Origin of the sequence: Wolbachia endosymbiont (group B) of Parapoynx stratiotata, from assembly GCF_947250635.1 — a bacterium.
Lineage (GTDB): Bacteria > Pseudomonadota > Alphaproteobacteria > Rickettsiales > Anaplasmataceae > Wolbachia.
The window spans coordinates 306045-322999 of record NZ_OX366335.1; the positions used below are offsets into that span (position 1 = coordinate 306045).

13 protein-coding genes are annotated in these 16955 nt (G+C 35.0%); 12 read left to right on the top strand and 1 reads right to left on the bottom strand.

The window, feature by feature from the left end:
* Positions 1-12: 12 nt before the first annotated feature.
* From OOT12_RS01465 to OOT12_RS01490, 6 genes are all read left to right on the top strand, one after another.
* Positions 13-516: a phage major tail tube protein gene (locus tag OOT12_RS01465; protein WP_264685327.1), complete on the top strand. Its 504-nt coding sequence runs from the start codon at positions 13-15 to the stop codon at positions 514-516.
* A 16-nt stretch (positions 517-532) separates the two neighbouring features.
* On the top strand, positions 533-784 hold the full coding sequence (locus OOT12_RS01470) for a phage tail assembly protein (RefSeq protein ID WP_264685328.1): 252 nt from the start codon (positions 533-535) through the stop codon (positions 782-784).
* A gap of 112 nt (positions 785-896) precedes the next feature.
* Positions 897-3077: a phage tail tape measure protein gene (locus OOT12_RS01475; RefSeq protein ID WP_264685329.1), complete on the top strand. Its 2181-nt coding sequence runs from the start codon at positions 897-899 to the stop codon at positions 3075-3077.
* A gap of 3 nt (positions 3078-3080) precedes the next feature.
* Positions 3081-3497 carry a phage tail protein gene (locus OOT12_RS01480; protein ID WP_264685330.1) on the top strand — a complete coding sequence of 139 codons (417 nt, stop codon included), beginning with the start codon at positions 3081-3083 and terminating at the stop codon, positions 3495-3497.
* Complete coding sequence (locus OOT12_RS01485; protein WP_264685331.1) at positions 3475-3681, top strand: tail protein X; 207 nt, start codon at positions 3475-3477, stop codon at positions 3679-3681. Before OOT12_RS01480 ends, OOT12_RS01485 begins: the two co-directional genes overlap by 23 nt.
* A gap of 1 nt (position 3682) precedes the next feature.
* Positions 3683-4672, top strand: coding sequence for a phage late control D family protein (locus OOT12_RS01490; protein ID WP_264685332.1), 990 nt, complete (start codon positions 3683-3685; stop codon positions 4670-4672).
* Here the strand turns inward: OOT12_RS01490 and OOT12_RS01495 are convergent.
* Entirely contained in the window at positions 4638-5165 is a 528-nt protein-coding gene (locus OOT12_RS01495) for an ankyrin repeat domain-containing protein (protein WP_264685333.1), read from the bottom strand. The genes OOT12_RS01490 and OOT12_RS01495 overlap by 35 nt on opposite strands.
* A gap of 131 nt (positions 5166-5296) precedes the next feature.
* Here OOT12_RS01495 and OOT12_RS01500 point away from each other — a divergent pair, with 131 nt between their 5' ends.
* From OOT12_RS01500 to OOT12_RS01525, 6 genes are all read left to right on the top strand, one after another.
* On the top strand, positions 5297-5515 hold the full coding sequence (locus tag OOT12_RS01500; protein WP_264685334.1) for a hypothetical protein: 219 nt from the start codon (positions 5297-5299) through the stop codon (positions 5513-5515).
* 4 nt (positions 5516-5519) lie between these two features.
* Positions 5520-6437 carry a patatin-like phospholipase family protein gene (locus OOT12_RS01505; RefSeq protein WP_264685335.1) on the top strand — a complete coding sequence of 306 codons (918 nt, stop codon included), beginning with the start codon at positions 5520-5522 and terminating at the stop codon, positions 6435-6437.
* A gap of 140 nt (positions 6438-6577) precedes the next feature.
* On the top strand, positions 6578-13792 hold the full coding sequence (locus tag OOT12_RS01510; RefSeq protein WP_264685336.1) for a SpvB/TcaC N-terminal domain-containing protein: 7215 nt from the start codon (positions 6578-6580) through the stop codon (positions 13790-13792).
* Between the two features lie 244 nt (positions 13793-14036).
* Positions 14037-14405 carry a hypothetical protein gene (locus OOT12_RS01515; RefSeq protein WP_015588517.1) on the top strand — a complete coding sequence of 123 codons (369 nt, stop codon included), beginning with the start codon at positions 14037-14039 and terminating at the stop codon, positions 14403-14405.
* A gap of 1 nt (position 14406) precedes the next feature.
* Complete coding sequence (locus OOT12_RS01520) at positions 14407-15681, top strand: Tc toxin subunit A (RefSeq protein WP_264685337.1); 1275 nt, start codon at positions 14407-14409, stop codon at positions 15679-15681.
* Between the two features lie 21 nt (positions 15682-15702).
* The gene (locus tag OOT12_RS01525) at positions 15703-16935 is read left to right on the top strand and encodes an IS256 family transposase (protein ID WP_264685173.1); all 1233 of its coding nucleotides are present in this window, start codon (positions 15703-15705) and stop codon (positions 16933-16935) included.
* Positions 16936-16955: the final 20 nt, after the last annotated feature.

Here is a 16955-nt window from a genome sequence, read left to right on the forward strand (position 1 = left end):
GGAGAAAGAGAGATGCTACCAAAGATCCTAAAGAATTTTAACGTATTTGTTGATGGTCGTGGTTATGCAGGAAAAATAGATGAAGTAACCTTGCCAAAACTTACCATAAAAACAGAAGAATACAGAGCTGGTGGTATGGATATTCCAATAAATATTGATATGGGCATGGAAAAGCTTGAAGCAGATTTCACTTTTTCTGAATATGACTCTGAGCTCTTTAGACTTTTCGGATTGATAAACAATAATGCTGTTTCTCTTACTTTACGGGGAGGATTACAAGGAAGTAATAGTGAAGCTGAATCTGTAGTAGTTAACTTAAGAGGGCTCTTTAAAGAACTTGATTTTGGTAGCTGGAAACCTGCTGAAAAAGCAACACTAAAATGCACTGTAGCTGCCAACTATTATAAGCTCACTATTGATGGCAAAGAATTGATTGAAATTGATGCAGAAAACATGATTCGCAAGATCGATGGTGTTGATCAAATGGCTTCTATGCGCACAGCCTTAGGAATTTGAGTAAGAAGGTAAAGTAATGCAAAAAATTAAATTAACTGAACCAATAAAAATCGATGGGATTTTAGTTTCAGAGTTAACTCTACGCCGTCCAAAAGTGCGAGATCGTTTAGCTGTTGAACGTATGAGTAATAACGATGCAGAGAAGGAAGTAGCACTGATTGCAAATCTTGCAAGTATTTCAAGAGAAGCAGTAGAAGAACTTGATCTTGCAGACTACAATAAGATTCAGGGAGCGTTACAAGGTTTTTTGTCTCAGCAGAAGACTTGAGGCTGAGCGTATTATCGCTTAGCTCAATGGTTGGTGGTGGAATCAATCAGTGGCTTGATATGGATATTGAAGAATTTATTACGTGGTTTGAAAGTAGCGGAAAATTATACAAATGAAAGCAATTTCTATAGTAATTGGAGCAACACTGCAAAGCAGTTTTAATAGTACGATAGCAGGTAGTACGAAGCAGCTTTCTCGTATTGGTAGTACGATAAAACAACTTGAATCATCAAGTAAATCAATATCCAAGTTTAAAGAGCTCAGCCACGATGCTCTGCTTGCTAGGCGTTCTTGGAATGAGCTAGAAATAAAAACAAAATCTCTGGCTAAACAGATAAAAAATGCAGAAGCACCAAGTAAGAGCCTGCAAAATGAATTTACAAAATCTAAAGCTGCAGCACTGAAAGCTAAAACAGCTTATTTACAAAAAAGAAGTGCTCTCCACCATTTACGCACGGAGTTCAGTAAAAGTGGTAGAGATATAAAATCTCTTATTGGAGACCAAGCTAAACTTGGCTCTTCTATTGAAAAGCTTAAAAATAACTATACGGCTTTAAATTCCGTAATGCAAAAACGTAAAGGAGTTTTAGCGCAAAGAGCAAATTTTAGAGCTCAAATGATGGATGCTGTAGCACTTGGCCTCACACTTGCTGCACCACTTAAGGCTGCAATTAGTTTTGAGAGTGCCATGGCTGATGTAAAGAAAGTTGTAAAGTTTGAAGATACAGATGTAAATGGCTTAACAAAACTTGGGGAAACATTAAAGGAAATGTCGCGTACAATTCCGCTATCTGCAGCAGAACTTGCGCAAATTACTGCAAGTGGTGGTCAACTTGGTATTAAAGCTAAAGATCTTACGACTTTTACAGACACTGTGGCCAAAATGGCAACTGCATTTGATATGTCAGCAGAAGAGGCAGGAGATGCTATTGCTAAACTTTCTAATATTTATCAAATTGAAATTGGTGAAATGGCAAATATTGGTGATGCAATAAATCATATTTCTGATAACACTGCAGCAAAAGCTAAAGACATTGTTCCGACGCTAAACAGAATCGGTGGTACAGCAAGGCAATTTGGTTTAACTGCAGTGGAGGCAGGAGCCTTAGCAAGTAGCTTCATTAGTCTTGGTAAAGCTCCTGAAAAGGCAGGCACAGCAATCAATGCAATGCTTAGCAAACTACAAACAGCGAGTAAACAAGGTGGCAATTTTCAAAAAGCTTTTCAGCAGCTAAAAATAAATGCCAAGGAATTTGAAAAAGCAATTGGCAAGAATGCACAAGGCACATTAGTTAAGTTTTTAGAAATAATTGCAAAACTAGATAAGCAAGAACGTTCTAGTGTTCTTTTTGATCTCTTTGGCCTTGAATATCAAGATGATATAGCACTACTCATTGGTAGTCTTGATGAGTACAAAAAATCTTTACGATTAATAAACGAGGAATATAAGGGCTCAATGCAAAGGGAGTTTGAAAACAGAGCAAATACTACAGCAAATAACCTTCAGTTACTTAAAAACTCAATAGCAGAAGTGGGAATGAATCTTGGTTCTGTATTATTACCACCTTTAAATTTTACTGTTAATCTTCTAAAGTCAGCAACTACACAAGTAGCACTTTATGCCAAGGAGTATAGAGTACTGACTACAGTAGTCATAAGTACGATTGCAGCGTTGATTAGCATTAAAATAGCAGCCATATCTCTTGGATATGCTTGGACTTTTGTAAAAGGTTCCTTATTGGCTCTTTTATCTACTTGGAAAGTGTTTGGATCTGTTATTACTTTGGTAAAAATAGGTCTTTATTCTACTTCTGCAGTTTTTCCAGCAATAATTGCTGGATTTAAAGCATTGACAATTGCCGTAATGAGCAACCCTATGGGGCTGATTATTGGTGGTCTTGCTGTTGCTGCAACTTTGATAATTACCAAATGGCAAGCAGTAAAGAACTTTTTTGTTACTATCTGGGAATCAGTGAAAATTGTATGGAAGTCTTTTTCTGATTGGGTAGGAAAATTTTGGAATAATATTACTCAGCCCTTTAGAACAATCAGTAATCTGTGGAATAAAAGAAATGAGTCTAAACTAGAAGTTAAGTCTGTAAATAACGTTATAAGTGATTCTCTTAAGTACCCCATTGCGGCACACAGTAAAGCTATAGAGAATAAAACTCAAAATAATCACTTCAGTATTAATATTCATTCAACCCCTGGGCAAGATACACGTAGCATTGCTGATGAAGTAATGGAGCGAATTAGAGAGCAATTTAGTGGCGCACTTTACGATATAAATTAAATTATGTTATCTCTTGGTCCATATAGATTTTCATTAATTGAGCAAGGCTTTACACGCAGAAGTGAATATCGCTGGCCTGCACTTGAGCGTATTGGGGAAAAGCCATTGCTTCAAAGTATTGGTCCTGGAGAGGACATTGTTGAGCTTGCAGGAGTAATCTATTCAGGAGGGCTGAAGCAAATAAATAATATGCGAAATTCATCAAAACCTTTCTTACTCATTGATGGCCAAGGTAACATTTTAGGCCATTTTGTTATCGTGAAAATAGAAGAAACGCAGAAATATTTTTTTCCAAATGGTGAACCAAGAAAGATTGAGTTTCACTTAAGTTTGAAGCACTACGATAACGTGTTGTTAGATGGATCACTAAATAATCCCGTTGACAATATACAACTTGATGATGATGTACTACAAAACTAAAGAAAATGATATGTTAGATTTGATCTGTTGGAAGCACTATGGATTCAGCTCAGAAGCAGTTGAGGTTGTGTTAAGAGCTAATCCTGGACTTGCAGAGTATGAACTTCTTCCTGCAGGCTTAATTATTAAATTGCCTGTCATTCAAAGAACGATACAAAAGCAAGTAGTAAAACTATGGGATTAAAATGACACCAGACTTTAGTATTTCAGTAGAAGGCATTTCCATCACTGAGTTGATAAAAAGTCGGTTAGTATCAATGCATATTACTGATGAAGCTGGAGTAATAAGTGATACTGCTGTAATTCATCTTGATGACCGTGATTCATTATTTGAGATTCCTAGAACTGGAGCAAAGCTGAATATTTTGCTTGGATATAAGGAAACTGGCATTATGCCGATGGGAGATTACATAGTAAATGAAATTACGATACAAGGTCCACCACAAGCACTAAAGATTAAAAGTCATGCAGCAGATTTAAAACAGTCTTTAAAGGAACAAGTATTTAATGAGTGGCATCAAATTACTTTAAATGATTTGGTGGAAAAAATTGCAGGTAACCATTGCTATAAAGCTAAAGTTGCTGCAGAGTTTGCAAATATCATGATATCACATATTGATCAGGCTGCAGAGAGCGATATGCATTTTTTGACCAGGCTTGCTCAAATTTATGGAGCAATAGCAAAACCTGCTGGAGGATATTTACTTTTTGTTTCAAAAGGAAAAGCAAAATCAGTTACAGGAAAAACTTTAAGCACTATTACTTTAACACCTGGAGATATTACAAGTTGGAGAGTAAGATTTAATGAGCGTAATCAATATGGCTCGGTTATTGCCTATTGGTATGATTATGAGAAAGCAGAGACGATGACGGAAAAAATGGGTAATCAGGAACCAAGCTATATTCTACGAGATATTTATGCAAGTAGTGATTTGGCGCAAAGTGCAGCATCTGCAAAATTAAATCAGCTGATGAGTGGTGCAGCAACACTAAATATCACAATGCCAGGGAGTCCTGAATTATTTGCCGAAGCAAAGATCAACCTTTTGGGGTTTCACAAGGGAGTTTATGGTGATTGGATAATAAATAAGGCTGAGCATGTGATTGATAACCTGGGTTATCGTACTATCATCACAGCTGCTATGGGAATAATTGATAGTGAGAAAGTAAATTGATAATTTCCTCATAAATATCTTCTTTATTATTGTTTAATTCCTCTACAGCAAGATCTAAAGGAGTTTTTTTATCTTTGTTTTTAGCAAGAGGATTTGCTCCATTTTGCAGTAGAAATTTAGCAATTCCCAGATGTCCTTTTCGTGCAGCATAGTGCAAAGCTGTCCAGCTAAAAGCGTCAGTAGTATTTACATCAATGCCCTCTTCAATTAGAAATTTTACAACTTCTAAACAATCTCCGCTTGTGGCATAGTGTAATGATGTTGCACCAAAATAATAGGTATCATTGATATTTACTGTGTTTTTTACTAAGGATTTTACGTTATCCAAATTGCAACTTTCAGCTGCAATGCGTAATGCTATTCTATCCTCACTAGTTGTTTTACTTTTTATTGGTATATTTTTTGACGGTTTAAAATGCTGAAACAAAAAAATGGCGCATATTATTGGTATTATCGAATTTATTAATAATTTTCGAACAAGGTTAGATTTCATGTCTATTATATTAGATGTATTACCTACTTAATGCAATTTTACTTAAAAAAATTTCTTAAGATTTTTTGGACGTATTTTTGATGAATCTTGTATATATCAGTAAGCAGCTCTTTTTACAAAGGAACTTTAAGGTGAAAAACACAGGAAAAATCCCTGTGGCAGTAATTGCTACTATGGTGATACAAACAATAACATTGATCTGGTGGCTGGCTAAGCTCGACTTAAGAGTGCACATGCATGATAAATTTATAGAGCAAAATCAAAGGACTACAGAAATCATCTATCGCCTTGAAGAAAGAGTTAAAAACCTCGCTGAAGAAGTTAATGAACTTGAGCAGAAACACAAATAAAAAAGTGGCAAAGTATATTTTATCGGTTGATGGAGGTGGAATTAGAGGAATAATTCCTGCTATTATTCTAGCAGAAATTGAATCTAGGACAAAAAAGCCAATTTCTCAAATTTTTGACTTAATGGCAGGAACCTCAACCGGTGGGATTATTGTTGCTGGACTTTGTAAAAGCAATAAACCTCAATACTCTGCCAATGATTTAGTTGGACTTTACCAAGAGTATGGAGCTTATATCTTTCAATCATCATTTTGGAGAAAATCAATTGCTTCTTGGCTGAGTGGTTCTCAGTACTCGTATAGAAATATGGAATTTATTCTCAACAAATACTTTGGTGAAAGTACTATGGCCGATGTTGCAAGTAATCTACTACTCACCAGTTATGATATTCACAATAGTTGTGAATTTTTCTTCAAAAATTGGAAAGAAAAAAACATTAAGTTGAAAGATGCACTCAGAGCTACAACAGCTGCTCCAACGTACTTCACACCAAAACGTCTGAAAATTAGCCAAACAGAGAGAGTGTTGATAGATGGCGGAGTGTTTGCCAATAATCCAGCGGCTTGTGCATATGCAAGTGCTAAGAAGTTATTTCGAGATGATGAGATTATACTGCTATCAATAGGAACTGGTGGAACAGATAGAAGTATAAAGTATGCTAACTCAAGGAGATTTGGAAAAATAGGGTGGGTCAAGCCACTACTGAATGTGATGTTTGCTTCTGGATTGGATTGCGTTGATTATCAACTAGAGCAAGTAATGGGTGATAAATATATACGCATACAATCACAACTCAAAGTAGCATCAACTGAGATGGATAATATAACATCTAAAAATATCAAACGTTTGCAGCAAGAGGCAGAGGTAATGATAGAAAGCCATCAAAGAGCAATTGATGATTTTTGCGCTACCAAAATTATATAAGTTTATGAAAAAGCTTCTTTTTCTTATCAGAAGGTTACAAAATTCAAGAATAAAATTGGTAAAGATAAAATTTTAAAAAATAATTTGGACGTTTTTTTTACCAATCTTGTATATATAACATACAAACGCGTTTCACGCACATGGAATCCAACAAAGATACTACACAAAAGTCTACTATTGAGGCTAAAAAGCTTGAACTACCAAAAGGTGGTGGAGCGATAAAAGGAATAAGCGAAGCTTTTGAAGCTAATTCGTTCACAGGTACAGGTAGTTTTTCTATTCCAATTCCAATACCTCAATGCCGCAATTTTTCGCCTTCTTTAAGTGTTGATTATAGCTCTGGTGGTGGTAATGGAGTATTTGGTATAGGGTTTAATGTTTCAATAGCAAGTATTATCAGAAAAACATCAAAAAAAATTCCAACTTATGATGATGAAGATATTTTCGTACTTACAGGAGCAGATGATTTAGTACTCGTTAATGAGTCGAGTAATAGTGAATATGATATTACTTACTATGAGCCACGTATTGAAGGATTATTTGCCAAAATAGAGCGTTTGATAAGTAAAAATGATAATAGAGTTTATTGGCAAGTTACTAGTAAAGATGGCAGCATTGCTATTTATGGTAAAAATAAACAAGCACAAATTTATGATCCAAAGAGTAATAGACGCATAGCAGAATGGTTACTTGAGGAATTAAGTGATGTATATGGAAATAAAATATCCTACTATTACCGCTCTAGCAAAGTAGAACAAGGTGATGGCAGAGTAATTGATCGCATTACTTATGGACATAATAAAGAATTAAAGTACAACCATTTTGAAGTTCTGTTTGATTATGGTAAAAACGACTTTATAAGTCCAGTCGATAAAAAATATAATGAAGAAAGAAAAGCTATCATCCGCCCGGATCCATTTACTTCTCATATTACAGGGTTTGCAGTTAGAACTGAACTCTTATGCCGAGCGATAAGAATTTATCATCGTTTTGGTAGAGATCCAATACTGGTTAATGGTACTTATTTTGACTACGATGAAAAGCCAACAATCACCTACTTAAGGGCTGTAAAGCAAGTTGGCTATTATGAGAGGGGAGAAAAAAGATTTACAAAATCTACACCAACTTTAGTTTTTTCTCATACCAGCGATGATTCTACCTATGTTTCAACAGTTTCATCGGTAACACTTAACAATGGTAACAAACCATCTAAAGAGCTCCTGCAGATTTTAAAAGAACAAGATTTTGTCTTTTCAGAACAAAATGCAGAAATTTCTGAAGAAAGTTCAGGCTGGAAAATAAAAGACAGCGAAAAAACTCTTGTCATAAAAGAAAAAGGTAATTTTTTAAATCTTTACAATCCAAACAACAAAAACTCTTTTAACCCGGTAAAAATTCAAGGGTTTTCTGGTTACCTAAATGACCGAAGACTCCAATCGGTAGATCTATATCAAGAAGGTATTGAAGGAATATTATATAACGACGGCAACACGATCCTTTATTTTAGACCAAATGGTAATGGAGAGTTTGCTCAAGCTAAACTACTGGAGCGTTTTCCATCGCTGCTTCGTAAAACTACTTATTCACTGACGAGCTTAGAAGGTAACGGTGAGTTACAGCTTTATGTGAATGAAAGTGGTTTTCAGGGTTACCATGATTTTGATGGTAAATGGAGTGAATTTAAGCTTCTTGAGTCGCAAGTAGTCAATATCAGTAGTGAACTGCAAGAAATGATTGATGTTACCGGAGATGGAAGAACTGATATCGTAGTATTTGAAGGAGAAAGCGTTAGAGTATATCCATCTGCTGGTAAAAAAGGATACAAAAAAGCTATTTACAGTAAAGCGCCAAAAGACTTGCCAAATCAACGTGCCAGTTCAGAGAGTACTTTAGTACGCTTTGCTGATATGTTTGGTGATGGTAAGAGCCATCTAGTTAAAATAGAAAATGGTAAAGTAGAATGTTGGCCAAATCTTGGTTATGGTAAATTTGGCGAGAAAGTTACATTTAAGAACGCTCCATATTTTAGGGATGGATTCAATGCAAAAAGACTTTACTTTGCTGATATTGATGGTTCTGGTACTACAGATTTAGTTTATGCAAATCACAATAGCTTAGATATCTACTATAACAACAGCGGTAATTCTTTCAGTAAACCAGTAACTTTGAAATTACCGGTAGATTACAATCATATTGGTCGAATTGAGTTTGCTGACATTCTAGGGAATGGTACCAATTGTTTGCTTATTAGTTATCTTGATCAAAACTTAAAGTTACAACATTTATACTATGATTTTTACAATGGAGTAAAACCGCACTTACTGAAGCAAATAGATAATAACATGGGTAACATTACCCGTCTTCATTACGCAGCTTCTACCAAATTTTATTTAGAGGATAGAAAAGAAAATCGCCCGTGGGTAACAAGTCTGCCGTTCCCAGTACAAGTAATTGAAAAAATAGAAACCATAGATAATATAGTAGGAAGTAAACTTACCAATAAATATCGCTATCATCATGGATTTTATGATTACACTGAAAAAGAATTTCGCGGATTTGGTTTTGTTGAAACCTGGGATACAGAAGATTTTTCCAGTTCTGACCAAACTGAAAGAGAGCATTATGTTGCTCCTATTTATACCAAGACTTGGTACCATACTGGAGCTTATAAAAAGGCAGAAAATTTAGTTGAAAGTTATAGAAAGGAATTTTACCAAGGAGATAGAGAAGCGTTAAAAATAACACCGCAAGTGTTTGATGAAAATATCATCTCAATAGAGGATAAAAGACAAGCATACCGCGCTATTCAAGGGCAAATGTTAAGACAAGAAGTATATGGTTTGGATGAAAATCCTGATCTTTATCAGCATCCATATTCGGTAACAGAGTCCAGTGCTTGTGTAAAATTGCTACAATCTAGTACAAACAGCTCTCATAAAGTATTCAAATACGGAATTTTCTTTGTGAATTTACAAGAAACTATCAATTACCATTATGAAAGAAATTGTTGTGATCCACGTATTCAGCACGACTTTGTTTTAGAAGTTGATGAGTATGGTAATGTCATTAAATCAGCAAGTATTACTTACCCTCGTAGAATAGAGCCAAATAATTATTCAGAGCAGCAAAAATTACATGCCACTTTAGAACGTAATTTTTACGTTAATAATACTAAAGAATTTTACTTACTTGGAGCTCTCTATAAATCACAAGCTTTTGAGATTGGTGGCCTAAGAGTTGCAGTTAGTGGTTATACTAATATTAATGACTTAAGGACTCACATAACACAGTCCTTGCAAAATACGATAAAATTTGAAGAGAACTTAAATTATACGAGTCCACAAGTAAGACTCTTAAGTGAAAGTCATAATTACTTTTGGAATAAAGAACAAACTAAAAACTTAGCACTTGGCTTAGTAACTCAGCAAGCACTTCTCCACCATACTGAAGCTATGGCATTTTCAGATAGCCAAGTAAAAGAAGTATTTGCCGGAAAAATCGCGTCTGATCAAATGCTAAAAGATCTTGGCTATAAAAAAACTTCTGACTTTTGGTGGGCACCAAGTCCGACACAATACTATTATGGTAGTGATAAATACTATTTACCTGAAAAAGTAATTGATGTTTTCGGTAGCGAAACTGCAGTTATTTATGATCGGTATAATTTACTGCCAATAAAGACGATAGTAAAAGCAACTGAAAGCTCAAATTATGAAACTACTGTAGAATATGATTATCAACGTTTAACGCCAGTAAAACTAACTGATCACAATGATAATGTTTCAGAAGTTATATTAAATCCACTTGGGGTGGTAGTTGCCACATCTCTTTATGGCAGTGAAAAAGGGGAAAAGAAAGGTGATAAACCACTACTCGAATATCAAGTCAGAAAAAATCCAAATTTTGAAGATGTTTTAGGCTTGGCAGATAGAGCAAATGGTCCTGAGTACTACTTACAGAATGCAACCAGCTTCTTTTATTATGACTTAGATGCTTGGAGAAAAAATGGCCAACCTGTGCATGTGATTAATCTGCAGAGAGAAACTCATGTTTCAGAAGGAAGTTTTACAAGAATAAGGCAAATTGTAACTCACATTGATGGCTTTGGTAGAAACCTTGAGACTAGAATGCTCACTGATTCTGAGAGTGAAAAGTGGCTAGCATCAGGGAGAGTTGTATATAACAATAAAGGTACGGAGGTGAAAAAGTATGAACCTTTTTATAGTAATTCACCTTTTTATGACCTCGAAGAGAGTGTGCGTAATCAAGGAGTATCTGACACTCTTTATTATGATCCTCTGCTGAGGAATATTCGTATTGATACGGCAAAAGGTTTTTTCAGTAAAGTAGAATTTGATTCGTGGACTATCAAGAATTTTGATCTTAATGATACAGTGAAAGATTCGACATACTACAAAGAATTTACCGAGAAATGGAATAAAGCAAGTGCAGGAGGAAAAACAGCTTTAAAGGACGAAAAAGATGCACTCAGCAAAGCAGAAAAGCATTACAGTACGCCAACCATAGAGCATCTAGACAGTTTAGGAAGAAAGTTTCTGCAGATAGAAACTTTAAGTAAAGACGGACAAAGCAATGTAGAATTAAAATCCCACGTAAAACTTGATATTCAAGGAAATGAGCTGGAAAGTGTTGATGCAAGATTTTATGAGCAAAACCAGGGTAAGGAAGAAACTGAAAAAATAAAGAATTTTATCCACATCTATTCAATGTCTGGGCTTTTAAAGAGTAGCAGTATTGATGCTGGAGAAACCTGGAGTTTAGCAAATGTTGCTGGAAGTGCAGTATACAATTGGGATGGCAAAGGATCGCTTACTTACACAGAATATGATAAATTGCAACGGCCAATAAAGGTAAAAGTTACTGATAAGGATCTAAATTTAAATAGTAATATCGTTGAAAGATTCTTTTATTCTGAGAATACTCAAGATAAGGCAACAAACCGTTATGGAATGCTTATTGCCCATTATGATCAGGCAGGACTAACTGAAGCTAAAGAAAATGATTTTAAAGGTCAGACATTAAAAAGTAGCTACATTCTGAGAAAGAATTATAAACAAGAGGCAAATTGGCAAAACGTTGAAAGTATTGTTACGGTACATGCAGATCTTGAACAGGAAGTGTTTAATTCCACCGCTCAGTATAATGCCTTAGGCGAAATAATTGAGAAAACAGATTTGCAAAATAATACTCATATTCCAATTTATGATATAGCTGGCAGAGTAAAACAAATTAACCTTAAGAAGCAAGGAGAAAATATAAAAACCTATGTTTCAGACATCAGTTACAACCCTAAAGGTCAGCGTACATCGATTAGCTATGGCAATGGTGTTGTTACCAGCTATAGTTATGACTCTAAAACTTTCCGGCTCACTAAACTAGAAAGTCAAAAAGGACAAAAAAAATTACAAAGTATCAACTATACGTATGATCCTATAGGAAACATTACTACAATGGAAGATGAGTCTTATAAGACCATTTTTCCGAACAACAAGAATATAGATACTAGGTCTGATTATAACTACGATTCGCTTTATCGACTGATTGAGGCAACAGGAAAGGAACATCCAGCGCTGAATGGAAAGGAAGAAATTATTACACCGATTCCGCATCTAAATAACCAAAATGCGATTAGCAATTACACGGAATATTATGACTTTGATTATGGAAGTAACATTACGAAAATTAGGCATAACGGAAAAAATAGTTCCACTAAAGAGTTTTACATCTCAAACAAATCCAATCGTAGTTTGCCAATAATAGATAGAAGATCTGTCAATGAAAGCAATATAGATGAGAGTTATGATGAAAGGGGTAATGTACTTAAGCTTCATGGTTCACAAAATTTGCATTGGAATTACCGAGATAACATAGCTTACGTTGATATCATAACTCGCCCAAGTGGTAAAAATGATAGTGAATACTATGTTTATGACAGTAGTGGACAAAGGGTACGAAAAGTTACTGAAACTTATCAGAATAATGAAAAAAACTCTACTCGAGTAGAAAAAATCTACTTTGGTGATCTTGAGGTTATGAGAACCTATCAAGAGAGTGGTTTAAGTAAAGAAAAATACACTGTTTATGTTGCAGATGATAAGAGTAGAGTAGCATTGCACCATTATTGGACTAAAGGTAATCCAGAAAACGTGGAAATAAAAAGTCAAAGTCGTTATCAGCTCAGTAATTATTTAGATTCAGTAGCTTTGGAATTAAATGATAATGCTGAAATAATAACCTACGAGGAATATCTGCCATTTGGTGGCACAGCGCTAATTGCAGGCAAAACAGCTCGTGAAGTAACGGAAAAAGAATATAGGTATTCGGGGAAAGAGAGAGATGATTCAACGGGTCTATACTATTACGGTGCACGTTACTATGCACCATGGCTTCTCAGGTGGATTAATCCTGATCCTGCTGGGACTGTGGATGGGCTAAATCTTTATCAGTTTGTTAAGGGGAATCCCATTAATAGTGTTGATATTGGAGGAATGGTGGAGGAAGAGTTAAGTTCCAAAAAGAGACCACATGTTCAGACATTACAGAAAGAAGGTAAAGATGAGATAGAAAGCGCTGTGGAAGGCCTCTTATTAGACGATACGCATGAGCAAAAAAAAATTAAGCTTGCTGATAATGATCAGTCAGAAGAGCGGGCAAAAAAATATGTAATACTTATTTCTGCAGGAGACCTCTCGGAAGCTTTAGCACGAATAAAACAGAGTGGAGAAGAAGGTGGTAAGCTTCTAGCTAAAAGAATGGTAGTTACCACTTATTTTAGTGATGCTGAGTCAAAGAAACAGTACTCAGATTACGATAGAAATAAAAGTGAACTTCTGGAAAAAGATGTTACTATAATAAACGATATGAATATATCTGAGAATAGTAATTCCATAAAAGAGTTAGAACCTTATCTAACTGAAGGCAGTCAATTACACTTTCACATGCCTAGAGTACCTAGAGCAACATCAGGATACTCAACTCAACAATTAATTAAGGATTTTTTGAAAATACCGTCACACCTTGATATTAAGGATACACAAAACCTAGAGCTTTCCCTAACAGTTCCTCACCCTAAGATGTATCAGGCAAAAATATTCAAAGGATTGTATGGCCTATACAAAAAATCGCCGAAAGATAATTTCTATAAAGTTTCAGAAGGAATAGAGGATCTTGAGACTGTATTAAGTGACTCGGAATCGGATAATGAACAAGATCTTTCTTCTAAGTTTGATTATAAACACAAACAATCGACGTCAGATGATACCGCAGACGTAGCCAAAAATAAGAAAATGTTCATATTTTGGTGGAGAAAAGCAAGTAGACTAAATTGGTCATGACACGCTCAATTCAAGATCAAGTTATAGAATATGCCTTAATCCATAGTAATATTAGTAAATTAAAGAAAGATACTAAAAAATCATTATTAAACATAAAGTAATTAGAAAGTTATAGAAGACCAAAAATGATAGAGTTAAACAGTAGCTTTTGTCTTCAGCTGAAAAAGAAGGAGTCTCCTTTTTCTGGCTAGACAATAGAGTTCTTAATTAAGAGCATGTAATCAGCAATTATACGGAGAAAATCATGATCAACAAAAACACACCCAACAGTTCTCGAATTCTCTTAGAGAAGATGGGAATAGAAAGCGTTGAAGAAGCTGAAAAATTACTCAGTTTTAAAAATGAAAATGATGAGTATTTATATGACTCAGCATTTAAAATTACAGATTTATGTGAGGATATCTTTATTGAAAAAGTAAAAGACACAATCACAGAGCAAGAAGCGAAGGATATTTATCAGAAGGCCTTAGCAAGGAGAGAATTCGTCTCCCGTTATATAGAAAACGCCAGAGAAATGACCGAACCACATTATAGAGCACTACGCGTTTGTAATATCGACCATGATACTGCAGAGAAGTGCGATGCAATTATACACAGTTTACAAGGGGAATAATATGACAACAGATAGCAACGTAGTTGAAACTATATTTAAGACTAAAGAAAGTTATAACGAATGTGACCATTGCCAGTCAGTTTTAAGTCCAGCAGCTTATTTTGTTAAGTTGGTTGAAACTATTGAAAAGTATATTCCAGGGCATAAACTTAAAGAACGTCGTCCTGACTTATTTGAGCTTCCACTAGATTGTAATAGCACTAACAAAACAAAGTTATACCTGGAGATTGCTAATGAAATAATGGAGAATAATCTGAATAAGAAACTAGGTGGCAATGCTCTAGAAAAATTAGCTAAAGCTAAGTATCCATTTAATCTACCAGCAAATTTTCCTTTAGTTAGCATATGTGCTTATCTTGAAAAGCAGGGTATAAATTTAGCTGATGTATATAAGGTACTGGAACCAAAAGCTGATAGTATAGCAGAATCTTTAGGCCTTTCTCCAGAAGAGTACGAACTTATTACTACTCCAAATCATGACATAAGCGAAGTTTATGGTATAAGTAAAAGTGAGCTTAAAAACGTTGAGAAGTTCATTGCTCAAACTAATATAGACTCTGATAAATTAAAGCAGCTAATTGACTGCTATAACAGAATTGATCCTACCAATAAGCTAAGTATCAATTCTGGTACTATAGATAACATTGATCAGGCATTAGGCTTTCTACATCGCTTTATTCGTCTTGCAAATAAGCTTAATTGGTCGTTTGATGGACTGTGTAATGTATTACTTGCGGTTGATAAGAATGAAATTGATGCAAATTCTTTAAAGGAAATAAGTAGAATCAAAAGCTTGCAGGAAAAGCTAAAAAAGCCTTTAAGTGGAGTATGTAAGCTATATTCTAATGCTTCCATATCAATAGAAGGAAGTAAGAGTGAAGAAGATGCTAACAATGCAGCAGAGTCTTTACTCTTTTTACAAGGAGTAAAAGAATCAGATCTAAAGAAAGCATATGGTATAGAGGAACCTTCTGAACCATTTAAAGAAGAAAATTTTGATGAATTCATTGCAAGAACTGGAATCAAACGTCAGGAAGTGGAATGGCTGCTTGATAACTATAAATCTACTACTCATAGCAAGAAAGCCAAGAAACAAGAAAAAATTAGTGTTAAAGAGCAAAAGTTTCTACACAACTTTACTCAGCTTGCTGGGCAACTAAAATTGTTATTTGGTAAGTTAAACACGATAATTGCAGAGTTACCAAGTGAATTTAAGCTTAAGGATTTGGGAACGTTCAAAAAAGTGTGTCAAACCGAAAAAAAAGTAATAAATTGATATAAAAAATGGAGGTTTGATATGGGTCAAGCAAATAGAACTACTGGTTTGGTAGATTATAAAGAATTAGAAACAAATATCCTGTCATCTATACGAGAAGGAAGACCATTGACAGGAAGAGATGGAGCATTAACACCGTTTATAAAAAGGTTGCTAGAGGCAAGTCTGGAAGGTGAAATAGAAAGCCACATGTCAGCTAAAAGTGAAGAAAATAACCGAAGAAATGGAAGGAATGCAAAAACTTTACGTACAAGTTCAGGCTCATTTGAACTATTAACACCAAGAGACAGAGAAGGAAGCTTTGAACCGCAAATAGTCAAAAAAAGGCAAACAAGCCTACATCCAGAACTTGAAGCAAAGGTCTTAAGCACATATGCCAGTGGCATGGGATACAGAGATATAGCTTCACATGTTGAGGAAATATATGACCACAAAATATCAGCAGCAGAGATATCCAGTATTACTGATAAACTGCTACCAGTAATCAATGAATGGCGCAGCCGCCCACTGCAATCAGTGTATCCAATAGTGTTTATGGATGGCATGTTCTTTAAGGTCAAGGAGGACGGACATTGTATAAGTAAATGCATGTATAATATATTGGGCATAAATCAAAATGGCAGAAAAGAAGTATTAGGTTTTTATTTGGCTGAAAGTGAAGGAGCTAACTTCTGGTTGGGAGTTCTAAATGACCTAAAAGAGCGAGGAGTAGAAGATATTCTAATTGCCTGCATTGATGGGCTAAAAAGCTTTCCTGCGGCTATAAATAGTGTGTTTCCTAAGGCAGAAGTACAGCTATGTATAGTGCATCAGATAAGGAATTCACTGAAATATGTATCTAGCAAAGATGTAAAAGTTTTCATGAATGATTTGAAAAAAATATATCGTGCTTCAAGTAAAGAGATCGCTGAGAATTATCTGCTTGAGCTGGAAGAAAAATGGGGAGAGAAGTATCCTTTAGTTATAAAATCCTGGCAGAACAATTGGGAAAACTTATCCAGTTATTTTAAGTATTCTGGGCAAGTTAGGAAGCTGATTTACACCACCAATCCAATTGAGGGGTTGCATAGACAAATCAGGAAATTTACTAAAACTAAGGGTTCATTTACTAGTACAAATGCCTTGTACAAACAGGTATATTGTGCTATAAAAAAGGTAGAGCAAAAGTGGATTATGGCTCTCCCTAATTGGGCTTTAACTATTTCTCAACTTGATATTTTCTTTCCAGATAGATTGAAAATTGAGTTGAACTAAAAATGCGGCTTGACACACTT

Bases quoted from the DNA above. Each gene is read 5' to 3' on its own strand.
- OOT12_RS01465 (WP_264685327.1), top strand. From the start codon at position 13: ATGCTACCAAAGATCCTAAAGAATTTTAACGTATTTGTTGATGGTCGT.
- OOT12_RS01470 (WP_264685328.1), top strand. From the start codon at position 533: ATGCAAAAAATTAAATTAACTGAACCAATAAAAATCGATGGGATTTTA.
- OOT12_RS01475 (WP_264685329.1), top strand. From the start codon at position 897: ATGAAAGCAATTTCTATAGTAATTGGAGCAACACTGCAAAGCAGTTTT.
- OOT12_RS01480 (WP_264685330.1), top strand. From the start codon at position 3,081: ATGTTATCTCTTGGTCCATATAGATTTTCATTAATTGAGCAAGGCTTT.
- OOT12_RS01485 (WP_264685331.1), top strand. From the start codon at position 3,475: ATGATGATGTACTACAAAACTAAAGAAAATGATATGTTAGATTTGATC.
- OOT12_RS01490 (WP_264685332.1), top strand. From the start codon at position 3,683: ATGACACCAGACTTTAGTATTTCAGTAGAAGGCATTTCCATCACTGAG.
- OOT12_RS01495 (WP_264685333.1), bottom strand. From the start codon at position 5,165: ATGAAATCTAACCTTGTTCGAAAATTATTAATAAATTCGATAATACCA.
- OOT12_RS01510 (WP_264685336.1), top strand. From the start codon at position 6,578: ATGGAATCCAACAAAGATACTACACAAAAGTCTACTATTGAGGCTAAA.
- OOT12_RS01515 (WP_015588517.1), top strand. From the start codon at position 14,037: ATGATCAACAAAAACACACCCAACAGTTCTCGAATTCTCTTAGAGAAG.
- OOT12_RS01520 (WP_264685337.1), top strand. From the start codon at position 14,407: ATGACAACAGATAGCAACGTAGTTGAAACTATATTTAAGACTAAAGAA.
- OOT12_RS01525 (WP_264685173.1), top strand. From the start codon at position 15,703: ATGGGTCAAGCAAATAGAACTACTGGTTTGGTAGATTATAAAGAATTA.